This is a genomic window from Curtobacterium sp. MCBD17_003 (genome assembly GCF_003234885.2).
Classification (GTDB): Bacteria; Actinomycetota; Actinomycetes; order Actinomycetales; family Microbacteriaceae; genus Curtobacterium.
In genome coordinates, this window is sequence record NZ_CP126275.1 from 2130930 (window position 1) to 2156136 (window position 25207).

At 73.3% G+C, this 25207-nt stretch carries 21 protein-coding genes; 9 read left to right on the forward strand and 12 right to left on the reverse strand.

Annotation, left to right across the window (positions count from 1 at the left end; genetic code table 11):
* Positions 1-29: 29 nt before the first annotated feature.
* From ilvD to DEI88_RS10095, 4 genes are all read right to left on the reverse strand, one after another.
* Positions 30-1724 carry a dihydroxy-acid dehydratase gene (gene ilvD, locus DEI88_RS10080; RefSeq protein WP_111013417.1) on the reverse strand — a complete coding sequence of 565 codons (1695 nt, stop codon included), beginning with the start codon at positions 1722-1724 and terminating at the stop codon, positions 30-32.
* A gap of 66 nt (positions 1725-1790) precedes the next feature.
* Positions 1791-2567 carry a trehalose-phosphatase gene (otsB, locus tag DEI88_RS10085; RefSeq protein WP_111071401.1) on the reverse strand — a complete coding sequence of 259 codons (777 nt, stop codon included), beginning with the start codon at positions 2565-2567 and terminating at the stop codon, positions 1791-1793.
* Positions 2560-4149: an alpha,alpha-trehalose-phosphate synthase (UDP-forming) gene (gene otsA, locus DEI88_RS10090; protein ID WP_111050147.1), complete on the reverse strand. Its 1590-nt coding sequence runs from the start codon at positions 4147-4149 to the stop codon at positions 2560-2562. Before otsA ends, otsB begins: the two co-directional genes overlap by 8 nt.
* Positions 4150-4344: 195 nt before the next feature.
* A complete protein-coding gene (locus DEI88_RS10095; protein WP_111071400.1) occupies positions 4345-5109 on the reverse strand; it encodes a fructosamine kinase family protein in 765 nt (254 codons plus the stop codon).
* A 118-nt stretch (positions 5110-5227) separates the two neighbouring features.
* Here DEI88_RS10095 and DEI88_RS10100 point away from each other — a divergent pair, with 118 nt between their 5' ends.
* A complete protein-coding gene (locus DEI88_RS10100) occupies positions 5228-6196 on the forward strand; it encodes a magnesium transporter CorA family protein (RefSeq protein WP_220037490.1) in 969 nt (322 codons plus the stop codon).
* 46 nt (positions 6197-6242) lie between these two features.
* On the opposite strand, the gene DEI88_RS10105 is transcribed toward DEI88_RS10100, so the two are convergent.
* A complete protein-coding gene (locus DEI88_RS10105) occupies positions 6243-7400 on the reverse strand; it encodes an SLC13 family permease (RefSeq protein WP_111009586.1) in 1158 nt (385 codons plus the stop codon).
* 95 nt (positions 7401-7495) lie between these two features.
* Here DEI88_RS10105 and DEI88_RS10110 point away from each other — a divergent pair, with 95 nt between their 5' ends.
* Positions 7496-7693 (forward strand): hypothetical protein, encoded by a 198-nt coding sequence (locus DEI88_RS10110; RefSeq protein WP_111009585.1) that lies wholly within the window; start codon positions 7496-7498, stop codon positions 7691-7693.
* Here DEI88_RS10110 and DEI88_RS10115 read toward each other — a convergent pair.
* Positions 7668-8924 carry a mechanosensitive ion channel family protein gene (locus DEI88_RS10115; protein WP_111036569.1) on the reverse strand — a complete coding sequence of 419 codons (1257 nt, stop codon included), beginning with the start codon at positions 8922-8924 and terminating at the stop codon, positions 7668-7670. The genes DEI88_RS10110 and DEI88_RS10115 overlap by 26 nt on opposite strands.
* Before the next feature lie 113 nt (positions 8925-9037).
* Between DEI88_RS10115 and DEI88_RS10120 the strand changes: the two genes are divergently transcribed.
* Positions 9038-10594, forward strand: coding sequence for an amino acid permease (locus DEI88_RS10120; RefSeq protein ID WP_111071399.1), 1557 nt, complete (start codon positions 9038-9040; stop codon positions 10592-10594).
* 153 nt (positions 10595-10747) lie between these two features.
* Here DEI88_RS10120 and DEI88_RS10125 read toward each other — a convergent pair whose 3' ends face one another.
* A complete protein-coding gene (locus tag DEI88_RS10125) occupies positions 10748-11338 on the reverse strand; it encodes a TetR family transcriptional regulator (protein ID WP_220038115.1) in 591 nt (196 codons plus the stop codon).
* 75 nt (positions 11339-11413) lie between these two features.
* Between DEI88_RS10125 and DEI88_RS10130 the strand changes: the two genes are divergently transcribed.
* The gene (locus tag DEI88_RS10130; protein WP_111009581.1) at positions 11414-12175 is read left to right on the forward strand and encodes an SDR family NAD(P)-dependent oxidoreductase; all 762 of its coding nucleotides are present in this window, start codon (positions 11414-11416) and stop codon (positions 12173-12175) included.
* A 22-nt stretch (positions 12176-12197) separates the two neighbouring features.
* Here the strand turns inward: DEI88_RS10130 and DEI88_RS10135 are convergent, their stop codons facing one another.
* From DEI88_RS10135 to DEI88_RS10150, 4 genes are all read right to left on the reverse strand, one after another.
* On the reverse strand, positions 12198-12716 hold the full coding sequence (locus DEI88_RS10135; protein WP_111071397.1) for a hypothetical protein: 519 nt from the start codon (positions 12714-12716) through the stop codon (positions 12198-12200).
* Between the two features lie 255 nt (positions 12717-12971).
* Entirely contained in the window at positions 12972-13817 is an 846-nt protein-coding gene (locus DEI88_RS10140; RefSeq protein WP_111036579.1) for an FAD:protein FMN transferase, read from the reverse strand.
* The gene (locus DEI88_RS10145; RefSeq protein ID WP_111049912.1) at positions 13814-14311 is read right to left on the reverse strand and encodes an FMN-binding protein; all 498 of its coding nucleotides are present in this window, start codon (positions 14309-14311) and stop codon (positions 13814-13816) included. Before DEI88_RS10145 ends, DEI88_RS10140 begins: the two co-directional genes overlap by 4 nt.
* A gap of 13 nt (positions 14312-14324) precedes the next feature.
* Positions 14325-15734: a ferredoxin reductase family protein gene (locus tag DEI88_RS10150; protein WP_146246013.1), complete on the reverse strand. Its 1410-nt coding sequence runs from the start codon at positions 15732-15734 to the stop codon at positions 14325-14327.
* 210 nt (positions 15735-15944) lie between these two features.
* On the opposite strand from DEI88_RS10150, the gene DEI88_RS10155 reads away from it, so the two are divergent.
* The 5 genes from DEI88_RS10155 (at position 15945) to DEI88_RS10175 (ending at position 23616) form a co-directional block, all read left to right on the forward strand.
* Positions 15945-16832 carry a siderophore-interacting protein gene (locus DEI88_RS10155; RefSeq protein ID WP_111071395.1) on the forward strand — a complete coding sequence of 296 codons (888 nt, stop codon included), beginning with the start codon at positions 15945-15947 and terminating at the stop codon, positions 16830-16832.
* Between the two features lie 62 nt (positions 16833-16894).
* A complete protein-coding gene (locus tag DEI88_RS10160; protein ID WP_258374934.1) occupies positions 16895-18613 on the forward strand; it encodes a DHA2 family efflux MFS transporter permease subunit in 1719 nt (572 codons plus the stop codon).
* Positions 18614-18621: 8 nt separating this feature from the next.
* Positions 18622-19530, forward strand: coding sequence for an alpha/beta hydrolase (locus DEI88_RS10165; protein WP_111071394.1), 909 nt, complete (start codon positions 18622-18624; stop codon positions 19528-19530).
* Positions 19531-19657: 127 nt separating this feature from the next.
* The gene (cofG, locus tag DEI88_RS10170) at positions 19658-22111 is read left to right on the forward strand and encodes a 7,8-didemethyl-8-hydroxy-5-deazariboflavin synthase CofG (RefSeq protein ID WP_111071440.1); all 2454 of its coding nucleotides are present in this window, start codon (positions 19658-19660) and stop codon (positions 22109-22111) included.
* Positions 22108-23616: a flavin-containing monooxygenase gene (locus tag DEI88_RS10175; protein WP_220038114.1), complete on the forward strand. Its 1509-nt coding sequence runs from the start codon at positions 22108-22110 to the stop codon at positions 23614-23616. Before cofG ends, DEI88_RS10175 begins: the two co-directional genes overlap by 4 nt.
* Before the next feature lie 14 nt (positions 23617-23630).
* Here DEI88_RS10175 and DEI88_RS10180 read toward each other — a convergent pair whose 3' ends face one another.
* Positions 23631-25169, reverse strand: a complete 1539-nt coding sequence (locus tag DEI88_RS10180) for a reverse transcriptase family protein (protein WP_111071393.1) — start codon at positions 25167-25169, stop codon at positions 23631-23633.
* Between the last annotated feature and the right edge of the window lie 38 nt (positions 25170-25207).

Genomic DNA, 25207 nt, shown 5'->3' on the forward strand with positions numbered 1-25207 from the left:
CGTCGTGGTGCGAGGGTGGAGGTCGGCGCTCAGCCCGTGACCGCGCCCTGGGCGGCGGACCGGACGAGCTTCGCGTACTTCGCGAGGACACCGCGGGTGTACCGCGGGGGAAGCGGTGCCCAGCCGTCGTGGCGGGCCTCCAGCTCGGCAGGGTCGACCAGTAGGTCGAGCGTGCGAGCGGCGATGTCGACGCGGATCTGGTCGCCATCGCGCACGAAGGCGATGGGACCTGCGTCCACTGCCTCCGGTGCAATGTGGCCGATGCACAGGCCGGTTGTGCCGCCCGAGAATCGTCCGTCGGTCAAGAGTAGTACATCCTTGCCGAGGCCCGCGCCCTTGATGGCGGCGGTGATCGCGAGCATCTCGCGCATGCCCGGGCCGCCCTTCGGGCCCTCGTAGCGGATGACGACGACGTCGCCCTTGCCGATCCGGCCCTCGGTCAGGGCGTCCATGGCGGCGCGCTCCCGGTCGAACACGCGGGCGGGGCCCTGGAAGACCTCGGCGTCGAAGCCGGCCGTCTTGACGACCGCGCCCTCGGGCGCGAACGAGCCCTGGAGGATCGTCAGGCCACCCGTGGCGTGGATCGGGTCGTCGAGCTTGCGCATGACCTTGCCGTCGAGCTCCGGCGGATCGATCTCGGCGAGGTTCTCGGCGAGGGTCTTCCCCGTGACCGTCAGGCAGTCCCCGTGCAGCAGACCCGCGTCGAGGAGCGCCTTCATCACGACGGGGATGCCGCCGTTGCGGTCGACGTCCACCATGACGTACTGGCCGAAGGGCTTCATGTCGGCGATGTGCGGGACCTTCGCGCCGATGCGGTTGAAGTCGTCGAGGGTCAGCTCGACCTCGGCCTCGTGCGCGATCGCGAGCAGGTGCAGGACGGCGTTCGTCGAGCCGCCGAGCGCCATGAGCACGGTGATCGCGTTCTCGAAGGCCTCACGGGTGAGGATCTGCCGTGCGGTGATGCCGAGGCGGAGCATCTCGACCACGGCCTCGCCGGAGCGGTGCGCGTAGTAGTCCCGACGACGGTCGGCCGACGGCGGCGCAGCCGACCCGGGGAGGCTCATGCCGAGGGCCTCGGCGAGGGACGCCATCGTGTTGGCGGTGTACATCCCGCCACAGGCGCCCTCGCCCGGGACGATCGCACACTCGATCTTCTTCAGCTCTTCCTCGGTCATGGTGCCCGCCTTGCAGGCCCCCACACCCTCGAAGGAGTCGATGATCGTGACCTGCTTCTCCGAGCCGTCGGCCTGCTTGACGTAGCCGGGCATGACGGAACCGGCGTAGAGGAACACGCTCGCCAGGTCGAGCCGGGCCGCCGCCATGAGCATGCCGGGGAGCGACTTGTCGCAGCCGGCGAGGAGGACCGTGCCGTCGAGGCGCTCCGCGTTCACCACGGTCTCGACGCTGTCGGCGATGACCTCGCGCGAGACGAGCGAGAAGTGCATGCCCTCGTGGCCCATCGAGATGCCGTCGGACACCGAGATCGTGCCGAACTGCAGCGGGTACCCGCCGCCGCCGTGCACGCCCTCCTTCGCCCCCTGCGCCAGACGGTCGAGGGAGAGGTTGCAGGGGGTGATCTCGTTCCAGGACGAGGCGATGCCGATCTGGGGCTTGTCCCAGTCCGCGTCGCCCATGCCGACCGCCCGGAGCATGCCACGCGAGGTGGTGGCTTCGATCCCGTCGGTGACAGCACGGCTGCGGGGCTTGACGTCGATATCAGGCATGGAGCGAGTCTAGATGCAGTTGGTACACCAACCGGACGCGGGGCCGAGCGCGAGCGGACGGGAGCGTCAGCGGAAGGCGCGGGCGCGCGCCAGCGCCTGCAGCACGGGCGTCAGGGCAGCAGGGTCGGCGACGCGGTGCGCCGCGCGGGTCTCCCCCGGCCCGACCTTGATGCCGACGTCGCCGGCGTCCTGGTCGAGCGCCCGGAAGCCGTCCTCGTCGGTGACGTCGTCGCCCGCGAACAGGACGCGGTCGGCGTCGAGGAGCGCACGCAGCCGCTCGACGGCGTCGCCCTTCGTGACGTCGCGCACCGCGAACTCGAGGATGTCCTTGCCATCGCGCACGTGGACGTCGGGGAACGCCGCGAGCACCGTCGCCCGGGCGTCCTCCACGGCCGCTCGGGCCTCGGCCGGACCGACGCGACGCGTGTGCACCCCGAGGCCCGCGGGCTTGTGCTCGATGTGGACACCGGGATGGCGTTCGGCGACCGCATCGAGGAGCGCGCCGATCCGATCCACGGCCGCGAGTTCGTCGGGCGACAGCGCGGCCTCGTCGTGGCCGTCCACCCGCCACTCGACGCCGTGCGACCCGACGAGGGACATGCCGTCGGGAGCGTGCGTCACGCGCGCCAACCCCGCGAGCGGGCGGCCCGAGACGAGGACGACGTGGGTGTCGCGTGCGCGGTCGAGGGTGAGCGCCGCGGCCCAGGAGCCCGGCAGAGCCGCCACCGCTGCCGGATCGTCCGCGAAGGGCGCGAGGGTGCCGTCGAAGTCGAGGGCGACGAGCAGTGACCGCGCCCCACCCAGCCGCTCGATCGCGCTGTCGAGCGAGGGGGCCTCAGGCATCACGCGCCTCCACCGGCGTGGTCTGCGCGAGTTCGTCGACGTGCTCGTCACCGGGGTCGGTCGCCTCGGGGTCGATGCCGCCGCCCGGCGCGTGCCGGTCGAGTGCCTCGATGAAGGACCGCGACCACCGCGCGACGTCGTTGTCCCGCACGCGCTTGCGCAGGGCGCGCATGCGGGTCGCGCGCTCGCGCTGTGGCATCTGCATCGCGCGCACGATGGCGTCCTTGAGCGCGCCGATGTCGTGCGGGTTGACGAGCAGGGCCTGGCGGAGCTCGTCGGCGGCGCCGGCGAACTCGGACAGGATGAGCACGCCCTGGTTGTCGAACCGGCTCGCCACGTACTCCTTGGCGACCAGGTTCATGCCGTCGCGGAGCGCCGTGACGAGCATGACGTCGGCGGCGAGGTAGAGCGCCACCATCTCCTCGCGCGGGTAGCCGTGGTGGAGGTAGCTGATCGGCTGGTGGCTGATCGTGCCGAGGTCGCCGTTGATGCGACCGACCGTGAGCTCGATCTCGTCGCGGAGTGCCCTGTAGGTGTCGACGCGCTCGCGGCTCGGGCTCGCGACCTGCACGAGGGTGGCGTCCTCGACGTCGATGCGGCCGTCCTCGAGGAGCTCGCCGAAGGCCTTGATGCGGTGTCCGATGCCCTTGGTGTAGTCGAGTCGGTCGACCCCGAGCAGGACCGTCTTCGGGTTGCCGAGTCCTTCGCGGATCTCGCGGGCACGGGCCTGGACCTCGGGCCGTCGGGCGATGTCCTCGTAGCTCTCTGCGTCGATCGAGATCGGGAAGTGCCGTGCCTCGACGTGCCGGACCGTGATGCCCCGTCGCGAACGCGGGGCGTCCGGGTCGTCCACCGGGACGTCGACGATCGCACCCTTGGTCGTGTGGCCCTTGATATGGCGCACGGCGCGGAGGAAGTTCGAGGCGTCGTCGTACCGCTGGAACCCGATGACGTCGGCGCCGAGCAGGCCGTCGATGATCTGCGACCGCCAGGGCAGCTGCGCGTAGATCCCGACCGGCGGGAACGGGATGTGGTTGAAGAAGCCGATCGTGACGTCGGGACGGAGTTCGCGGATGAGCTGCGGGACGAGCTGCAGCTGGTAGTCCTGCACCCACACGACGGCGTCCTGGTCGGCGACCGCCGCCGCGGCCTCGGCGAACCGCTGGTTCACCCGCCGGTACGCGTTCCACCAGTCGCGGTGGTACGTCGGCTGCTCGATGACGTCGTGGTACAGCGGCCAGAGGGTGTCGTTGCTGAAGCCCTCGTAGTACTCCTCGATCTCGGCGTCGGACAGCGGCACCGGCACGATGTGGATGCCGTCGTTCTCGAAGGGGTCGAGGTCGACGTCGGGCTGGCCCGCCCAACCGACCCACGCGCCGTCGTTCGCGCGCATCACCGGTTCGAGCGCGGTGACGAGCCCGCCCGGCGAGTGCCGCCACCCCTCGGTCCCGTCCTCGTCGACCACGCGGTCCACGGGGAGGCGGTTCGACACCACGACGAAGCCGAACCGGTCCGTGGAGGCCGTCCGGTCGGGGGTCGGCGTCGTGTCGGTGGGCTCGGCTTCCGGGGGGACTGCGGACATTGGTGCGGGCTCTCCGTTCTGGTCCCGCCGACCGGCGACGGGAGGCGCCGGACGTCGCACGGGCGCGGGAGGCGCTCGGCACCCGTCGCGGCGGCGGGCCGGTCCAGGCTAGCAGCGGGCATCCAGGCTGCCCGGGGGCGGACGTCGGGCCGATGGAGCCGGGGCGGCGGCGGGGCGGACGAGGGGCGAGGGACGTCACCGCAGCAGCGCGGCGGTCCGCCGCGCGGCGTCGACGAGCGCGTGCCCGTACGACCGTCCGTAGCCGGCCGCGTGCACCGCGAGCGGGTGCAGCTGGTGCAGCGGGATCCGCTCCCGCCAGCCGGGACGGAGGGGCCCGTGCTCCTGGTACCCCGCCACGACCTCGTCGAGGTACGGGCAGCCGAAGAGGTCGAGCATCGCGAGGTCGGTCTCGCGGTGCCCGCCGTGCGCCGCGGGGTCGATGAGCACGACGCCGCCCGGCGTGAAGACGACGTTGCCGTTCCAGAGGTCGCCGTGCAGTCGCGCGGGCACGTCGTCGTCATCGAGCGCCCCGTCCGCGACGGCCTCGAGCACCCTGCGGACGGCGGCGTGCTCGTCATCCGTGACACTGCCCGCAGCACGTGCCAGGTCGAGGAACGGTGCAACGCGCTGCTCCGCGTAGAAGCGCCCCCACGACGACGACGGCCGGCAGGACTGCGGCCGCTTGCCGATGAAGGTCGGGCCGTCCCACCCCTCGGGCGGCGCACCGAACGCCGCGGCGCCGGCGTCGTGCGTGCGGGCGAGGTCGTGGCCGAACCGGCGAGCGACACCGGGCGTGGGCCGGACGTCGGACAGCTCCTCGAGGTCGATGTGGCGCCGTCCGACGTCGAGCACGGCCGCGACCGCGACGCCGCCAGCGGCACCGAGCCACGTCAGTCCCGCCGCCTCCGCCACGAAGAAGCCGTCGGGAGCGTCGGACCGCCGTTTCGTGAACACCGCCATGCACCCAGCCTGCCCCGTCCCGGCGACCGACGCGGGCCTCCCGGTCGACACGGGTCTCGCCGTGGACCCGGACGCGCCAGGCACCGGGCCGCACGTGTGCCTCAGTACGATGACCGGCATGGTGCGGACGCGGATGTGGCGGAACGGGACGGTCGCGGCCGAGGACTTCCCGGTGGAGGACGTGTCCGACCACCTCGAGCGTCCTGATGAGGTGGTGTGGGTCGACTTCACGGACCCGACGGCCGACGAGCTGGCGCGCATCGAGGACGAACTCGGCATCCACGCGCTCGCGAGCGAGGACGCACTCGAGCCGGGGCAACGGCCGAAGCTCGACCGGTACCACGGAGCCCTGTTCCTGGTGGCGTACGACGTGACGTGCTCGCGCGGCGGCACCGACCTGGTGACGCACGAGGTCAAGGCGTTCGTCACCGAACGCGCCGTCGTCACCATGCACGCGCCGGGCTTCGACGCGCAGGAGTTCGTGCGCCGCTGGGACGCCAACGACGACCTGGCCGGCCACGGTGCCGCGTTCCTCGTGTGGGGCGTCCTCGACGTGCTCGCGGACCACGCCACCGCGACGGTCGAACAGCTCGAGGACCTCATCGACCACCTGGAGGACGACCTGTTCGAGGTGTCCGCGCAGACGTCCCACATCCAGCGGCGGTCGTTCGCGCTGCGGAAGGCGCTCGGGACCCTGCGGCGGCTCGTCGGGCCGCAGCGCGAGGTGATCCAGACCCTCGTCCGTGATGACGCGACGCAGGTCAGCGACGGACTGCGACCGTACTACCGCGACGTGGCAGACCACATCACGTCGGCCACGGAGCAGGTCGACCAGCTCCGTGAGTCGGTGTCGAGCGTGCTCGAGACGAACCTCAACCTCGCGTCGAACCGCATGAACCTGGTCATGAAGAAGGTGACGAGTTGGGCGGCGATCATCGCGATCCCGACCGCCATCACCGGGTGGTTCGGGCAGAACATCAAGTTCCCCGGCGAGGGCGCCTGGTCCGGGCTCGTCGCGTCCGCCGTGCTCATCGTCGTGTCCTCGGTCGCGCTGTACACCGTGTTCCGTCGGCGCGACTGGCTCTGACGCCGACGACGGCAGGACCGGCCCACGCCGACGGTGCCACCGGTGCTCAGCGGGCGACGAGGACCGCCGCGACGCCCGCCACGACGGTGAGCGGGGCGACGACGCAGCCGAGCGCCGCGTAGCGACCCCACGACAGCGCGATGCCCTCGGCGCGGAGCCGTGCGTGCCAGAGCAGCGTGGCGAGCGACGCCCACGGCGTCACGAGGCACCCGGCGTTCACTCCGACGAGGAGCGCCGCGTACCGCACGGCCGCGTTGCCCGCCGCCGGCTCGAGCACGAGGTACGCGGGGAGGTTGTCGATCCCGTTCGCCGCGAGCGCGCCCGCGCCCGCGAGCCCCAGCAGGGACCCGAAGCCGTCACCGCCGTGCAGCGCCCGGACGAGCGGATCGGTCGAGCCGACTGCATGCAGGGTCTCGACGGCGACGAACAACCCCGCTGCGAGGACGAGCGGCTGCCACGGAACACGAGCGGGGCGGAGCACGTCGGGTCGGCGGACAGCGGCGACCACGACGAGGACCGCGGCCGCGGCGAGCGCCGCGACCCACACGGTGACGCCGGCGGTCAGCGCCACGACGAGGGCCGCGAGGACCGCGGAGGCTGCGACGAAGAACACGCGGTCCTCCGGTCGGCGCACGGGCGGGGGCGCGTACCCGCCGCGCAGCCGGTGACGGAACACGACGAGCAGCACGACGCACGGCACGAGGACCCCCGCGAGCGCCGGCAGCGCCATGAGCCCCGCGAACGCCGGCGGCCCCGCCAGTCCGATGCGCGAGACGGCGAGCAGGTTCGTGAGGTTCGACACCGGTAGGAGCAACGACGCGGTGTTCGCCAGCCACACGGTCGTGAGCGCGAAGGGCATCGGCGGCAGCTGGACCCGCCGAGCGAGGGCGATGACGATGGGGGTCAGGAGCACCGCGGTCGTGTCGATCGAGAGGAACACCGTGCACACGACCGCGAGCACGACGACGGCTGCCCAGAGCCCGAGGGTCCGGCCACGCCCGACCCGGGCCGCGAGGTCGGCCAGCCGGTCGAACACGCCCGCGTCCGCCGCGAGTTCGGCGACGATCGTGAGGCCCAGCACGAACGCCAGGACCGGGACCACCCGGTCGGCCAGCGCGAGGAGCGTGGGCACGGGCAGGACACCGACCACGACGCACACCGCTCCGGCGACGAGGAGCAGCGCCCCGATCGCGGCCTGACGCACGGGGCCTCCTGGTTCGTCCTGATCACCGTCCGCTGCGGACGGCGCTCCACCATACCCACGGGTAGCGTGGCCTGGAACGACACCAGGAGGCACACGTGCGGAAGTTCTTGTTCAACGGATCGGTGCTCAGCGCGCTCTTCAGCGGGTGGAGCGTCCTGCAGACGACGCGGAAGGGACCGCGCGACTGGCGCCTCGCCCTGACGTGGGTCGCGTGGCTCGCCACGACGATCGTCGCGGTCGGCACCGTCATCGAGGACGACCGGATGATCAAGGGCCGGCAGCAGGTCCGCTAGCGTCCCGCGGGTCGTGGGGCGCCCGCCGGGTGCGCTGCCACGCGGCGTCGGCGGGCGGGATCTGGTCCGGCCGGATGCCGGAGGTCTGGATCGGTCCCGTGAAGAGCGCGGCGCGGTCGCTGCCCTCGTCGCCCCCGAACAGGGCGGAGCTCGTGGCGGTGGACGGCTCGCGCCGCGACCGCGGTCGGTCCGGCGTCGGGTCGACCATCATGACCCGTTGCAGCGGCAGCGCATCGGGGTGCGTGCGCTGGATCCAGGCGATCATCTCCTCGCGGACGTAGCAGCGGAGGTCGAACAGGCCGGGTGCGTCGTGCGCCGTCACGAGGATCCGCACGTGTACGAGCCCGTTCACGGCGTCGGTGACCTGCAGGACCTTGGTGCGCCCGTCCCAGAGGTCCGTCGTCACCAGGATCCGGTCGAGCTCCGTCCGCATCTGGCCCGGACTCACCCGCCAGTCGAGGTCGAAGTCGACGCTCCCGAGGAGCTCGCTGCTCGTCCTGGTCCAGTTCTCGAACGGCGTCGTCGTGAAGTACGTCGAGGGCAGCATGAAGCGCCGGTCGTCCCACAGGTGCACGACGACGTAGGTGAGCGTGATCTCCTCGATCCGGCCCCACTGCTGCTCGACCACCACGACGTCGTCGACCCGGACCGCGCCCGAGAACGCGAGCTGCATGCCCGCGAACACGTTGCCGAGGGTGGACTGCGCCGCGATGCCGGCGATGACACTGATGAGGCCCGCGCTCGCGAGCACGCTCGCGCCGGCCGCCTCGATCCCCCGGAACGTCAGGAGGATGGAGCCGACGGCGATGACGACGACCACGACGACGGTGAGCCGCCGGATGATGAGCACCTGCGTGCGGATCCGCCGCGCGACGCGGTTGTCGGGGACGTCCACGCGGTAGCGGTGCAGACCGAGGTCCTCGAGGAAGATCGCGAGCTCGCACGCCAGCCAGGCACCCGCCGCGATGGTCACGATGAGGAACCCGTGGGTGACGTCGTCCCGCCACGGGTACAGCCGGGCGTCCGGCCGGATGGAGGACGCGAACGCGGTCCAGAGGAACGCGACGAGCAGCACCGTCCGGGTCGGGTGCTTCGTGCGGCGCGACAGCACGGCCGCCCATCGGCCCCGGCGTGCGAGGGCTCGGAACACCAGGTGGAGGACGAGCGCCGTCGCCGCGGTCAGGAGCAGCGCGAACCCGACGGCGACGAGGAGACGGATGAGCGGTGCCATCCGTCCATGGAACCACGCTGACACGTGGCGACGGCTGGACGACGACCGTCGCGCAACCGTCGCTGCCCCCTGGTCCGGGAGCACGTCCGGCAGCTCGTCGGTACGGTGGCGGGATGACCGCGCAGGACCACAGCGACACCGGACGGCCACCAGCGAACGACACCGGACGGGCGTCCGGCAACGACTTCGCCCACGAGCAGGAGGGGTTCCAGCACGGCCTGAAGCCCCGGCAGCTCCAGATGATCGCCATCGGCGGAGCGATCGGCACGGGTCTGTTCCTCGGCGCCGGCGGTCGGCTGCACTCCGCCGGACCCGCGCTGGCGGTCGTCTACCTGGTCGCGGGGATCTTCGCGTTCTTCATCCTCCGCGCGCTCGGCGAGCTCGTGCTGCACCGTCCGTCGTCCGGCTCGTTCATCTCGTACGCGCGCGAGTTCTACGGCGAGAAGTTCGCGTACGCGGCCGGGTGGATGTACTTCCTCAACTGGGCCATGACGTCGATCGTCGACACCACCGCCGTCGCCCTGTACCTGCACTACTGGACGGGCACGCGCGCGATCCCGCAGTGGGCGCTCGCCCTGGTGGCCCTGCTCGTCGTGCTCGCCGCGAACCTCGTGGCGGTCAAGGTGTTCGGCGAACTCGAGTTCTGGTTCGCGCTCATCAAGGTCGCCGCGCTCGTGGCGTTCCTCGTGATCGCACTCATCTGGCTGTTCTTCGCGTTCCCCGTGCAGACCGGCGGCGCGAGCGTCCACACCGGCTTCTCGATCTGGGGCGACCACGGCGGGCTGTTCCCGACCGGGCTCCTGCCCGCGGTGCTCGTCGTGCAGGGCGTCGTGTTCGCCTACGCTGCGATCGAGCTCGTCGGCACGGCGTCCGGCGAGACGCAGGACACCGAGAAGGTGATCCCCCGGGCGATCAACTCGGTCGTGCTCCGGATCGCGGTGTTCTACGTCGGCTCGATCATCCTGCTGTCGCTGCTCCTGCCGTACACGTCCTACAAGGAGGGCGTCAGCCCCTTCGTCACGTTCTTCTCGTCCATCGGCAACCCGCAGGTCGGGCACGTCGTCGGATCCGTCATGAACTTCGTCGTGCTCACCGCAGCGCTGTCGTCTCTGAACGCCGGTCTGTACTCCACGGGCCGGGCGCTGCACTCGATGGGCATGAACGGCTCCGCGCCGAAGTGGACGACGAAGATGTCGAAGGGCGGGGTGCCGTTCGCGGGCATCCTGCTCACGGCCTGCTTCACGCTCGCCGGTGTCGTGCTCAACCTGTTCGTGCCGAGCCAGGCGTTCGAGATCGTCCTCAACGTGTCGGCGCTCGGGATCGTCACCGCGTGGGGCACGATCATGCTCTGCCAGATGCGACTCCGGGTCTGGGCGAAGCAGGGCCTGGCGAAGGAGCCGACCTTCCGGCTCCCGGGCGCCCCGGTGACGTCCTGGCTGACGCTCGCGTTCCTGGTGTCCGTGCTCGTGCTCATGGCGATCGACTGGCCGATCGGCACGCTCACGATCGCGTCGCTCGTGGTGATCATCCCGCTGCTCGTGGTCGGGTGGTTCCTCCAGCGCGACCGGATCCTCCGCATCGCGTCGCTCCGGGAGGGCGTCACCGGTCCGTACCCGGTCACGGGACGCGACCCGCGCGCACAGGTCCGCCGCCGCGAGGACCGCTCCTAGTCGGCAGCAGCCGCGGCGAGCCGCTCGAGGACGGGACCGGCCTGCGCGAGCCGGTCCCGGTCCTCCCGGCCGAGTCGGTCACGCCCGTGTCGGCGACGTCGATCGGCCGGTGACGGCGAACCTCGTCCGGCCGAACGCCGGGCTCGGTCGACCTCAGCCGTCCGCCGACCAGTCCCGGACGAGGCCTGCGAGAGCGCGGTCCACGACGGTCGCGGGATCGCCGTCGTCCTGCCGGGCCCAGAAGGTCATCGCGGCGAACACCGCGGCGGCGATCGCGCTGGTACGGACCTCGAGGAGCAGCGGCGACGCGTCCGGTCCGAGCCGCCGGCGCAGCTCCCCGACGACGAGGTCACGGCCCGCGCCGAGCCGGGTCACCGCACCGGCCGACAATCGCTCGTGGTCCGCGATGAGACGCAGTCGCGCCCGCGTCACGGGGATGAGCGAGGACGGGAAGGTGAGCGCGGCCACGTACGCCGTCCGCATCGCCTCGTAGGGGTCGGCCCTGTCCGGCAGCGCGGCGAGCTCGGCGGCGATCCGGTCGGCCGCCTCGGCGGTCCCGCCCCAGACGAGGTCGTCCTTGGTCCGGAACACCCGGAAGAGGGTGCGCCGACTGACGCCAGCCGCCACCGCGACGTCGTCCATGGTCACCGCATCGAAGCCGCGCTCGGCGAACAGCCGGAGCGCGACCTCGGCGACGCGGTCGGGGTCCACCTCGACGGGACGGCCCGTTCTCGCTGCTGCCACCGGGCCTCCTTTTGGCACTGGGTGCTATAACTGCTTCCGGGCCGACCCGCGGCCCGTGTTCGACGAGGAGCAATCATGACGCAGACCATCACCCCGGGACGATTCGACGGGAGGACCGTCATCGTGACCGGCGCCGGTTCCGGCATCGGCCGGGCCACCGCCACCCGGCTGGTGCAGGAGGGCGCCCGCGTCGTCGCCACCGACGTCGTCGCCGACCGACTCGACGCCCTGCGCGGCGAGCTGGCCGGGCACGACGTCGTCACCGTGGTCGGCGACGTGGCGCAGGCCCCGACGATCGACGCCGTCATCGCGGCCGCCGACGGATCCGTGCACGGCCTGGCGAACGTCGCCGGCATCATGGACGCGTTCCTGCCGCCGGCCGAGGTCGACGACGCGACGTGGGACCGCGTCATGGGCGTCAACGTGACGGGGCCCATGCGTCTGACGCGCGCGGTGCTCGGGCTCATGATCCCCGCCGGCGCGGGCTCGATCGTCAACGTGGCATCGGAGGCGGCGTTCCGCGGTTCGGCCGCCGGCGTCGCCTACACGACGTCGAAGCACGCCGTCGTCGGCCTCACGAAGAGCGTCGCGTTCTTCTACGGCCCGAGCGGCGTCCGCGCGAACGCCGTCGCGCCCGGAGCGGTCATGACGAACATCGAGGCCCCGATGCGATCGGACTTCGCCGCCGGCCGCATCGGTCCGATCATGCAGGTCGCCGTGCCCCAGCCCGCCGAGGCGGAGCGGCTCGCGGCCGCGATCACCTGGCTGCTCAGCGACGACGCCGCGAACGTGAACGGCGCGGTCCTGCCGAGCGACGGCGGCTGGTCGGTCGTCTGACCCGAGGCGGCCGCCGGCGCGGTCAGGAGGACGTGCCGGCGTCACCGGCGTCGGCACCCGTTCCGGTTCCGGTGCCGGTGCCCGCGCCCGTGCCGGTTCCGGTGCCGGTGCCGGTGCCGGTGCCGGTGCCGGTGCCGCTGCCGGTGCCGCTACCCGACCCGGTTCCGCCCGGGAACTCCCCCGTCCCACCGCCCGGCGAGCCGTACCCGCCGGTCCCGCCGCTCGGGAACTGCTGCGTCGTCGTGCCGGACGACCGATGCCCGATGACGTACCCGCCGACGCCACCGACGAACAGGGCCACGACCGCGACCGCAGCGACGACGGCCGGCCAGAACCAGCGCCGCGACGACCTGACCGAGGTCCGCGGCAACATCACGGGCGGCACGCGCACCGACGGCACCTCGCTCCATCCCGGGACGCCGCCACGCCGCTCCCCGCCGGACACCCGGGGCATCGGATCGGGCGCCGGGCGCTGGTCCACCCCGGGAGCGGGCGTGTGCTCCCAGTCGGGGCGTCGGTCCGTGTCGTTCGTGCTCGTCATGGCTGGTCTTCCTGATCGTGGTGCTCCCGGACCTCCGGGCGTGTGCAGCGCCGCGAAGCGCCTGGATCGATGACACCGCTCCCGCCTGTGGCACCCGTATGACGGCTCGGTGCGTCCGCTCCGAGAGCACGAACTGCCGGAACGGGCGTCGCTCGGTTCCTTGGCGGTTCCTTGGTCCGGGACGAACAGGATCGTTCCCGTCGCCCCTCCTTCAGCGGAAGCGACGCCCGCGCGGTGCTCGCGCCCGGTACCCCCTTAGGCGGCGTGGGCACCGCGCCGGGTCTGCAGCTGTCGGTCGAGCCCCCACGTCGCGGTCGTGCCGTCGGGCCGCACCGCGAGGACCACGCACCCGTGCTCGGACGCGGCGAGCGCGGCGGCGGTCGCACCACCGGCCATCACGGCCGTGGCGAGGACGTCCGCGGTCACGATGTCGGCCGCGACCACGCTCGCCTGGACGAACCGCTCGCTCGTCGACTGGTCGCCGAGCGGAGACCAGATGTGTGCGCCACGCTCCGCGGTCCCCGAGGTCGCGACGGCGCGGTGCCGGGCGAGGAGCCGCACGCGACGGATGAGCGACGATCGGTCGGCGGGGTCGACGATCCCCGCGGTCCAGGGGCGCCCGGTCATGGTCGTGCCGGCGACGAGGACGTCACCACCGATGTTGCACACCCACCCCACGGCGTCGAGGTCGTCGAGCACGGCGCCGACCCGCTCGATCGCGAGCGCCTTCACGATGCCCGCGAGGTCCACGGTGCCGTCGGGTCGATGGGGATCGAACGCGCCTCCCGAGCGGTTCCGCCAGTCGATCGCGAGCGCGTACACGGCTCGGTGCTCCGCGCTCGTGTCGCCGAGGCGGAGTCGGCCGTGGGCGACGGCGCTCGCCGGGGAGCGTGGGTCCCAGCGACTGAACTCGCGGTCGAGCCGGTCGACGACGGCGGTGATCCGGCCCTCCAGGCCGCGGGTGTCGCCGCGGGGTCCGTCGACCCGGATCGACGCCATCGTGCCCATCGTCGGCACGACGAGTCGCACGCCGTCGGGCGCGTCGATGCGTCTGACGCCGGCGCCGTCCCCGGTCGGTGTCACCGACCCGATCGACGTCATCGCGCCTCGTCGAGCGCCGCCTGCAGTGACTGCAGGTACGCGTCGCTCGTGTAGGTCGCGCCGCTGATGGTGTCGACGTCGGCGGACTGGGCACTGAGGACCTCGTCCTCGAGGAGCGGTGCCGCCTGCTCACTGATCATGACGGAGCGCTGCTCGGCGTCGGTGAGGTGGAGGGGTGTCACGGCCGTGATCTTGCCGCCCGACACCGTGACCTGCACCTGGACGTCGCCGTACTGGGTCGACACCGTGGAGCCGGTGAAGGTCCCGTCGGTGAACGTCGCCGTGCTCGTCGAGCCGGACGACGTCGAGCCGGACGACGACGAACCGGACGACGACGAGCCGGACGACGACGAGCCGGACGACGAACCGCCGTCGTCGCCACTGGCCGCCGGGGTGGTCGTGGTGGTCGTCGTGTGTGGCTGCCCGACCTCCCAGGACCCCAGGACCACGGCGACCGACGCGAGGACCCCGCCGATGAGTGCCCGTTTCCTCATGACCACCCTCTCCTCACCAGTCGAATCGTTCGCGGTGCAGCCGGTCCGCGGGCAGACCCGCGCGTCGGGCGTCCGCCTCGACGAGGTCCGACCAGCCGTCCGGTCCGCAGATGTACAGGTCGCTGTCCGCGATGCCCGGCCAGACGGTGCCCGCACTGACCCCGCGCGACGTGTCAGCGGCGGCGAGCCACCCGTTCGGACCCGGGCCACGCGGTCCGATGCTCGTGTACACGCGGGCGCCGTGGTCGGTCGCCCACTGGAACACCTCGTCCCACAGGTACGTCTCGCGCTCGCTCCGGGCGCGGAGGAGGATCGTCACGGCGCCCCGGGGCACGTCGAGGTGGTCGAGGAACGCGCGGATCGGGGTGACGCCGATGCCGGAGGCAGCGACGGCGATCCGGTCGCCTGCCCGGACACGGTCGGTGAAGACACCGTACGGTCCGGCGAACGACACGCGCGTTCCGGGCGGGAGCGTCGCGAGTCGACCGCTCCCGGCACCGAGGGACCGGACGGTGATCCGCAGCCGCGTGCTCGACGGAGCCGCCGACAGCGACAGCGGATGGGCGTGCCACCAGGTCTCGCCGGACCAGAACCGCCAGATGAGGAACTGTCCGCCGCGCGCCCCGAGTCGGTCGAGCCGACGTCCGCGGATCCAGAGCGACACGACGTCGGGCGCGATGCGCTCGACGTGCTCGACCACCATGCGGTGCCGGACGCTCCGGATCGCGGGCAGGGTGAACCGGAACCAGCCGATCGCGCCGATCGCCGTCGCGTACAGGAGGATCCAGTACGTGCGCTGCCACGAGCCGTGCGCGAGCATGCCGCCGAGCGACAGCTGGTGTGGCAGAGCGATGAGCACCGCGACGTAGCTGAGGAGGTGGACGGCGTGCCAGCCCTCGTACGGCAGGTACCGTCGGACCGCGACGACGCTCGTCACGACCACCGCGATCATCGCCAGGATCGCGAGCAGCGAGAGGAAGACGTCGTACGTGGTGACGAGCGCCCACCCCTCGGCGAGGACATCGACGTGCGCCTCGAGCGCGTACCCGACGACGAGCAGCACCGCGTGGGCCAGCAACAGGTACAGGGACGGCTTGCCGAGGGACCGGTGCACGGCCATCGCGCTGTCGTGTCCCACCACGCGGTCGATCCACGGGATGCGGGCCGCGAGCACGATCATCACGAGCACGAGGTCGGTCCCGACGAGGCCAGCCGCGATCCCGAGGTCGGTGACGACGACACCGATGCCGTCCCACCGCACCGGGACCGCCGTGAGCCAGAGCGCGAGCGCCATGGCGGCCGACACCCACACCGCGACGACGAGCAGGTCGACGGTGACCTGGCGCGTCCGGTGCCGCCGGCGGAGCTGCCGCTCGGTGGGGCGCCGTGTGGGCGCTGCCCGCCCAACCGTCCCGATCGCCATGGGGTCTCCGATCCGCTGCGACGCCAGCACCCTGCCGGTGGTCGTGGGATGATCGAACGGTCTCAGGCTGTGTCGATCCCATGAGCGGGCCGGGGGCGGGTTGTGAGAACGCGCGGGTTCTCCTCAGTGGCCGTACCCGCGCACGGCGGCTCCGAGAATCGACCGAGAAATGCCCGGTCACGCCGCGGATGTGCTGGGAGACTGCAGGTGATGACGAATCCCCCCGCACCCGCTGCCGCCGGACCCCAGCCGCGGCCAGCCCGAGCCCAGCACGTGTTCGTGGTCGACCGGACCGAGCGCCTCGGCCCGCACCTGGTCCGCGTGCACCTCGGCGGCCCCGCGTTCGACGACTTCGTCGCCGGGGCGTCGCCCGACCGGCTGGCCGCCGCCGACAAGTACGTCAAGCTCCTGTTCGCGCGTCCGGACCTCGGCCTCACCCCGCCGTACGACCTCGACGCGCTCCGCGGCCGACTCGCGCCCGAGGACATGCCGGTGCGCCGGACCTACACCGTCCGCGCCGTCGACCCGGTCGCCCGCACCATCACGATCGACTTCGTCGTGCACGGCGACGCGGGCGTCGCCGGCGTCTGGGCCGCGTCCGCACGGCCGGGCGACACCCTCGCGCTGTCCGGTCCCGGAGGCGGCTACTCCCCCACCGCCGACCCGGCGACCTGGCACCTCCTCGTGGCCGACGACTCCGCCTTGCCCGCCGTGGCCGCCGTCCTGGAGGCCCTGCCCGCCGCCGCCTCGGGACGCGCGTTCGTCGAGGTGGACGGCCCCGAGGACGAACTCCCGCTCGCGGCCCCGGACGGGGTCGTGGTGCGGTGGCTCCACCGCCGTGGGCCCGACGGAGCCGTCGCCGAAGCCGGGGCGCTGCTCACGGACGCTGTTCGCGGACTGTCGCGGCCCTCCCGGCCGGTCGCGGTGTTCGCGCACGGTGAGCGCGGCGCCATGCAGGCGATCCGAGCGATCCTGCAGGACGGCTGGGGAATCGAGCGCCGCGCGATGTCCCTGTCGGCATACTGGGCGCTGGGTCGCGCCGAGGACCGCTTCCAGGCCGAGAAGCGCGAGCCCGTCGGGCAGATCTTCGCCGACTGACCCCGCACCGCCCGCCCTCCGGGCCGGGTGCGCACCGCCCATCCTCGATCCGAGAGCGACCCGTGACCGAACCGACCACCCGGCAGCCGTCCGCCGACGCCGTGCCCCGCCGCGCCTGGCAGGCGATGATCGTGCTCCTCGCGGGCATGTTCATCGCACTGCTCGACACCACCATCGTGAACGTCGCCCTGCCGACGATCCGCCAGTCGCTCGACGCGTCCGAGGCGACGCTGTCGTGGATCATCTCGGGGTACGCGCTCGCGTTCGGGCTGACGCTGATCCCGGCCGGACGGGTCGGCGACCGCATCGGGCACAAGTGGGTGTTCTTCTCGGGGCTCGCGCTGTTCACCGCCGCGAGCTTCGCGTGCGGCATCGCCTCGGACGCCGTCTGGCTCGTCGTGTTCCGCGTGGTCCAGGGTCTCGCGGGCGGCATCTTCGTCCCCGCGGTCACCGCCCTCATCCAGCTGCTGTTCCCGCCGCGGACGCGCGGACGTGCGTTCGCGATCATGGGTGCCGTCATCGGGGTGTCCACGGCGCTCGGGCCGATCCTCGGTGGTCTGCTCATCCAGGCGTTCGGGGACACCGACGGATGGCGCACCGTGTTCTACGTCAACGTGCCGATCGGGATCGCGACCCTCATCGCGGCCGTCGCGCTCCTGCCGGCCCGACGCGACCTCGACGTCCGCGAGGGCGCGAAGGGCGTCGACCTCGTCGGACTCCTGCTCGTCTCCGCGGGCCTCGTCGCGCTGCTCGTCCCGCTCATCCAGGGCCAGGACGAGGGGTGGCCGCTCTGGACCTACCTGACGCTCGCGGCCGGTGTCGTGCTCATCGCCCTGTTCGCGCTGTGGGAGCTCCGGATCAGCCGCCGGGGCGCGGCACCGCTCGTCCCACCGCACCTGTTCAGCCACGGGGCGTTCACGGGCGGCGTCATCCTCGCCCTGGTGTACTTCGCCGCGTTCACGAGCATCTTCTTCACGATCTCGCTCCTCTGGCAGAGCGGCCTCGGCCACACCGCGCTCGAGTCCGGGCTCGTCGCGACCCCGTTCGCCGTGGGCTCGATCGCCGGCTCGTCGCAGAGCGCCCGGCTCGTGGGCCGGCTCGGACGCAACGTCCTCGTGCTCGGCACGGCGCTCGTCACGATCGGGCTCGTGTGGTCCTGGCTCGTCCTGCAGCTCACGGACGCGTCCGACCTGACGAACTGGGAGTTCCTGGCGCCGCTGTTCATCGCCGGCGTCGGCAACGGGTTCTTCATCGCCCCGAACGTGCAGATCATCGTCGCGACCGTCGACCCCGCCGAGGCCGGCGCCGCGAGCGCGGTCGTCAACGCGATCCAGCGGGTCGGCGCAGCCATCGGCATCGCGGTGATCGGGTCGGTGCTGTTCGGGACGCTGACGGTGTCCGGCCGCTCGAAGGCCGCGCTCGCCACCGGGTTCGCCGACGCCGCGGCCCACGCCATGCTCGTCAGCGCGGCGTTCGCGCTGCTCGCGTTCCTGCTCGTGTTCGTGCTCCCGCGGGGGCAGCAGCCCGGACGGGGACAGCAGCCCGGCCAGGGGCAGCAGCCCGGACGGGGGCAGCAGCCCGGGCAGGACGCGCAGACCGAGCCCACGCCGCACGACGAGCACACGGCCGCCGCCGACCACACGGCCCCCGCCCAGCCCACGCAGCATCACGACCCCACACCGGCCCACCTCGCATCGGGGGCCCCGACGGACGCCGGTGGCACACGGGTCCCGGCGGAGCACCACGCCCGCCACGTCGCGCCGCCGGACACCGGAGCCTGATCGTCCCCATGGCCGCACCCTCCGGATCCCGCCGCGCCGTCGTGACGCGCCGGTCACTCGTCGTCGGGGCGGTCGGCGTCGCCGCGGTCGGTGCCCTCGGTGCCGCCGTCGACCTCCGGGCGCTCCCCGGGCGGTCCACCCTGTACCGGGTGCTCGGCCTGGACGGCCACGCCGGGCGCATCCCGGACGTCCGTCCCGTCCCGACGCGCTCGGGCTCGTTCACCTCGCGCGCACGACGCGGTCGACGGGTGGGCTGGACGGTCGCGGCGCCGACGTCGGACCACGCGCTCCCCGTCGTCGTCGCGCTCCACGGGTACGGGGACGACCACGCGGACCTGTTCGGGCACCGGCTCGGCCTCGACCGGTTCCTCGCCGAGCACGTCGACCACGGTGGTGCGCCCTTCGCGATCGCCGCGGTCGACGGGGGCGACCGCTACTGGCATCGGCGGGCCGACGGCGACGACCCCGCGTCGATGGTGCTCGACGAGTTCCTCCCCCTGCTCGCGCGGCAGGGACTCGACACGGCCCGCCTCGGGTTCACCGGGTACTCGATGGGCGGGTACGGCGCACTGCACTTCGCGGGAGTGCTCGGGCGCCACCGGGTCCGCGTCGTCTCCGCGCTGTCCCCCGCGCTGTGGACCACCGCCGGGGACACCGCCCGCGGTGCGTTCGACGACCCGACCGACTTCGCCGCGAACACGGTGACGGGCCGGCAGCGCGCGCTCGACGGCATCCCGGTGCGGATCGACTGCGGCACCGGCGACGGGTTCGAACCGGCGGTCCGGACGTACATCGACGGATTCACCCGTCGTCCGGCCGGTGGGTTCGAGGCCGGCGGCCACGACATGGCGTTCTGGAGGCGCCTGGCACCCGACCACGTCGCCTTCCTCGGGCAGCACCTCACCTCGGAGACCTGACGGCCCGGCGGACGGCGGCGCCCGCCGGCCCGGCTAGCATCGGTGGAGTCACCGATCGGGCCTCGATTTGGGTCCGGGGTGCTCCGTCGAGCACCGGTCCGCCGCCCACGCCGTCCGGGAGCCCGCCATGACCGTGCCCACATCCGTGCCCGTCCCCACCGCCGTCCCGATCCCGGACCGGCGCGCCCCCGGTTCCCCGGCGCTCGACCGGGCCCTCGATCGCGCCGAGTCGGACGAGCCCATCGACGTGGACGACGCCACCGCCCTGCTCGGAGCCCGCGGTCGCGACCTCGACCGCCTGCTCGCCGTGGCCTCCCGGATCCGGGACGCCGGACTCGAGCGTGCCGGACGCGCCGGCGTCATCACCTACTCGAAGAAGGTGTTCCTGCCGATCACGCAGCTGTGCCGCGATCGCTGCCACTACTGCGTCTTCGTCGACACCCCCGGGGGCCTCGCCACGCGCGGCATCCCGACGTACATGGAGCCGGAGGCGATCCTCGCGATCGCCCGTGCGGGTGCGGCGATGGGCTGCAAGGAGGCCCTGTTCACGCTCGGCGACCGCCCGGAGGACCGCTGGCGTGCGGCGCGCACGTGGCTCGCGGACCACGGGTACGACTCGACGCTCGACTACGTGCACGCCATGGCGCGGCTCGTCCGCGAGGAGACCGGGCTGGTCCCGCACCTCAACCCGGGCGTGATGTCCTGGGCCGAGATGCAGCGCCTCCGCCCGGTCGCGGGCTCCATGGGGATGATGCTCGAGACGACCGCGACGCGGCTGTGGTCCGAACCCGGCGGCGTGCACCACGGGTCCCCCGACAAGGACCCTGCGCTGCGGCTCCGGGTCATCGAGGACGCCGGACGCTCCCGCATCCCGTTCACCACGGGCGTCCTGCTCGGGATCGGCGAGGACCACCACGACCGCGCCGAGGCCCTGTTCGCCATCCGCGGGCTGTACGAGCGGTACGGGCACGTGCAGGAGACCATCGTCCAGAACTTCCGCGCGAAGCCCCGGACGGCGATGCAGAACGAACCGGACCTCGGCCTCGTCGAGTACGTCGCCGCCGTGGCCGTCGCGCGCGTCGTGATGGGGCCGGACACCACCGTGCAGGCGCCGCCGAACCTCACCGACGCGGCCGAGCTCGACCTGCTCGTCCGCGCGGGCGTCGACGACTGGGGCGGCGTCAGTCCGCTCACCGCCGACCACGTCAACCCGGAGCGGCCGTGGCCGGAACTCGACACGCTCGCGGACCTCACCGCCCGGTCCGGGTACACGCTCCGCGAACGGCTCACCGCCCACCCGCGGTACCTGGCCGACGCCGACCGCTGGCTCGACGACGCCGTCCGACCCGCCCTGGAGGCCCTGCAGGACCCCGTCACCCGGCTCGCGGACGAGCAGGCACCCGTCCGCGGCCGGTCCGCCACCCGCGACGACGGCACGCCGGTGCGACTCGGGCGCGACGCGGCGGCACCGCCCGTCGGCGATCCTCGGGTCGACGCCGCACTCGCCGCGGCGACCGTCGCCGTCGGGACCGACCCGTCCGCGATCACGGACGAGGACGCCGCCGTGCTGCTCACCGCCCGTGGCGCGCAGCTCGACGCGCTCGCCGAGCTCGCCGACCGTGTGCGGGCCGCGGCGGGACTCGACGCCGTGACCCACGTCGTGAACCGCAACATCGACACCGCGCGGCTCGTCGGGGACGACCACGAGGCCGGGAAGGGGGACGGTCTGACCGTCGAGGACGTCGCCGCCCTGGCCGCGGAGGCGGCGGCGCTCGGCGCCACGGAGGTGTGCTTGCAGGGACGACCCGACCCGGCCCTCCCGGCCGCCGTGTACACCGACGTCGTCCGCGCGGTCCGTCGCGCGGCCCCCGCCCTGTCGGTGCACGCCTTCCGGCCACCCGAGCTCGTCGACGGCGCGGCCCGTGCGGGGGTCGACCTGCCCGGGTTCCTCCGGATGCTCCGGGACGCCGGCGTGACGAGCGTGCCCGGCACGGCCGCCCGTGTCCTCGACGACGACGTGCGCGCCGTGCTCAGTGAGGGGCAGGACCCACCGGCGACGACCTGGTCCGAGACGATCAGCGCCGCGCATGCGGCCGGTCTGCCCTCGACCGCGACCCTGGTCTACGGGCACGTCGAGACGCCAGCACAGGTCGTCGCGCACCTCCGGACGATCGCGCGCGTGCAGGACCGCACCGGCGGGTTCACCGAGTTCATCCCGATGCCCTTCGTCCCGGCGGACGCACCCGCCGCGGTCGCGGCGGTCGCCGGGCCCGGTCCAACACCGTCGGAGTCCCGCGCGGTCATCGCGGTCGCACGGCTGCTGCTCGCGGGGCGGATCGACCACGTGCAGGCGGCGTGGACGAAGCTCGGGCTCGCGACGGCGGCCGACGTGCTCCGAGGTGGCGCGGACGACGTCGGCGGCGTCCTGCTCGACGGCGCGCTCCGACCGTCAGCCGGCCCGGAGGCGGGCCTCGTGCTCGAACGGCGGGACCTCGAGGCCCTCGCGGCAGCCGCGGGACGTCCCCTGCGGGAGCGACGGACGGACTACGGGGCCGTGACGGGCGAGGGCTCCCCCGCGTGACCGGGCCGGTCGCACCGTCGCCCTCGCACACCCTGCCCGCCGTGGTCGACACGGTCGTGGTCGGGGCCGGCATCGGCGGGATCGCGGTGGCGTCCGGCCTGTTGCGGGCGGGACACCGGGACCTCGTCGTCCTCGAGCGCGCGGACGACGTCGGCGGGACGTGGCGTGACAACGTCTACCCCGGCGTGGCATGCGACATCCCCGCCCGTCTCTACGCGTTCTCGTTCCGCCCGAACCCCGACTGGAGCCGCCGGTTCGCGCCCGGCGCGGAGATCCAGGCATACCTGCAGGGCGTGGCCCGCGCCGAGGGCGTGACGCCCCACGTGCGCTTCGGCACCGAACTGCTCGACGCGCGGTGGCACGAGGGACCCGAGGACGCGGCCGGCTGGGTCCTCACCACGAGCCGCGGGGTGGTCCGGTGCCGCTCGCTGGTCCTCGCGGCCGGCCGGCTGTCGGAACCCCGGCTGCCGGCCGTGCCGGGGCTCGATCGGTTCCCCGGCACCGTCGTCCACAGCAGCGCGTGGGACCCGAGGACGTCGGTGGCGGGCGCGCGGGTCGCGGTGATCGGTACCGGTGCATCGGCGGTGCAGCTCGTGCCACACGTGGCGGTCGAGGCGGCACGGACGGTCGTGTTCCAACGCTCGGCGCCCTACGTCGTCCCGCGGAACGACGAGGCCGTGCCGACGACGGAGCGCGAGCACGCCGCGGCCGACCCGGCGTTCCTCGCGCGCGAGCGCGCCACGCTGTTCGACCAGGCCGAGGCTGGGCACGTCGCCCGCCGCGCTCCCGGTGCCGCCCGCGACGCCCTGCGTCGGCTCGCGCTCGACCACCTCGCCGCGCAGGTGCCCGACCCGGTGATGCGACGCGCGCTCACCCCGGACCACGAGATCGGGTGCAAGCGGGTCCTGCTCTCGGACGACTACTACCCGGCGCTGGCGTCCGGTCGCGCCGTGCTCGAGTCGTCGGCGCTCGTCGCGGTGGACGACACGGAGGCCGTCGCCGACTCGGGGCGCCGGCACCCGGTCGACGTGATCGTGCTCGCGACGGGCTTCGCCGCCACCGAACCGCCCGTCGCCCGACGCGTGCGGGGCCGCGACGGCCTGTTGCTCGCCGACCACTGGGGCGGCGGGATGACGGCCTGGGCGACGACCCTGGTGGCCGGGTTCCCCGACCTGTTCGTCGTCGACGGGCCCAACGCGGCGCTCGGCCACAACAGCGCCGTCGACATGATCGAGACGCAGGCACGGTTCGTCGTCGCGGTCCTGCGACGCGCGCGGGCCGACGGTGCGCGCACGGTCGAGGTGGACGCCGACGCCGAGCGCCGATGGACCGCGGACCTCGACGCGATGGCCGCGGGCACGGTCTGGCTGACCGGCGGATGCCGCAGCTGGTACGTCGACGAGCGGAGCGGCCGGCTCACCCTGCTCTGGCCGGGGACGGCGCGCGCGTTCCGGCGGACCCTCGAGCGGTTGGCCACCCAGCCGCTCCCCCGACGAGCGGCCTGAGACGCATCGCCCGCTCACCACGCGATCCGTTCGAACTCTGCTCGCAACGTCGCTCCGCGCGCCGGGTGCACCTGCTCCACCCAGCCGACCCGTCCCTCCAGATGGGCGCGGAAGTCGGCGTGGTCGCCCCGGTCCTGCGACGCCGGTCCGTACCGCACGCAGTTGTGCAGGACCGCTCGGAGGCGGTCGAGCTCGCGTCGGCCGACGCCGGGCACCGCGTTCACGACCACGCCCGTGACCGACTGGCGGACCCCCTGCCGCCGCACGCGCGTCTTCCGGGGGTTCAGCGCGTGCCCCTCGTCGGCGACGATCCGGTCGACGCCGCGCAGGAACGCGTCGGGTCGCGCGGCGATCGCGCCGTCGCCGCTGAACGCCAGGTCGTCCGCGTACCGCGTGTAGACGGCGTCCGCGGCCTGCGCCCACCCGGCGAGCCGGGCGTCGAGTCGGCGGAGCGACAGGTTCGCCAGCGCCGGCGAGGACGGCGCCCCCTGCGGCAGGTGTGGCGTGGCGAGGGCCTGGCGGAGCGCCCACCGCTCGTCGAGGTCCCCGCCCGGCGGCATCGCGCGGAGCACCGCGTCCGGCACGACGTGCGTGCACAGTCCGGTGAGCACGTGCGCCACCGGTTCGGCGTACCCGACCCGGCGGAAGATCCCGTACACGCGGGAGGCCGGGACGGCCGCGAAGAAGGACACGAGGTCGGCACTCACGACGACGTCGTGCCCGACGTGGACCTCGGCACCGGACAGCGCGCTGCGACCGCGCACGAAGCCGTGCACCGCGTCGGACAGCGGGAGGGGCGCCAACACCTGGTCGAGCACCACCCGCTGCATCGTCCGGAGCTGGTGGAGCGGCGCCTCGAGCAACCGTGGGGTCCGTCCCGGGCGCTGGACCCACCGGTGCTCGTAGTGGTGGAGCGGACTCCCGGCCGGGACCCGACGGTTCCACCCGCGGGTGTCGGCGAACCAGAGCAGCCGCTCGGTGGTGACACCGAGCAGCGCCGCGAGATCGGGCAACGCGTCGACGACGGGAACGTGCGCCGCGACCGGAGCCGCGACCACGGGTGCGACCGTGCGCACCCGGAGCCGCACGGGCCGGCGGGCTGTGAGGCGTGCGAACGCCGCGGTGAACGAGCGGTCGGACGCGAGGACCCCGGCCAGCCGACGCGGCGCGTCCCGTGGGGCGCGCGGGTACACGGCGAGGACGGCCGCGACCGCGGGCTCGACCAGACCCGGACGGCGTCCGACCGTCGTGGTGCCGGCGGCCGAGAGCTCCGCGGGTCGCCACGCCGACGCGGCCAGGAAGGCGTCCGCGAGCGCGATCGCCGTCTCGACGAGACCGGCCGACCGCTCCGGGGCGACGAGCCGCGAGGTCGGTGGCGGGTCGGCGTGCTGGTGGTCCCCGGACGACTCGTCGTGCCGTTCGGGAGCGTCAGCGCGCGGAGCGCGCCCGAGCTCCTGAGGCGTGTGTTCCTGGTCGATCCGCGTGCCCCGGGGGAGCCCCGGAGAGGATGCAGCAGCGCGTGCTCCATCCGCCTCGCCCGGGGACCACCGCACGGGCTCACCATAGTGCGCAGCGGGTCGTCGTGGTGGTG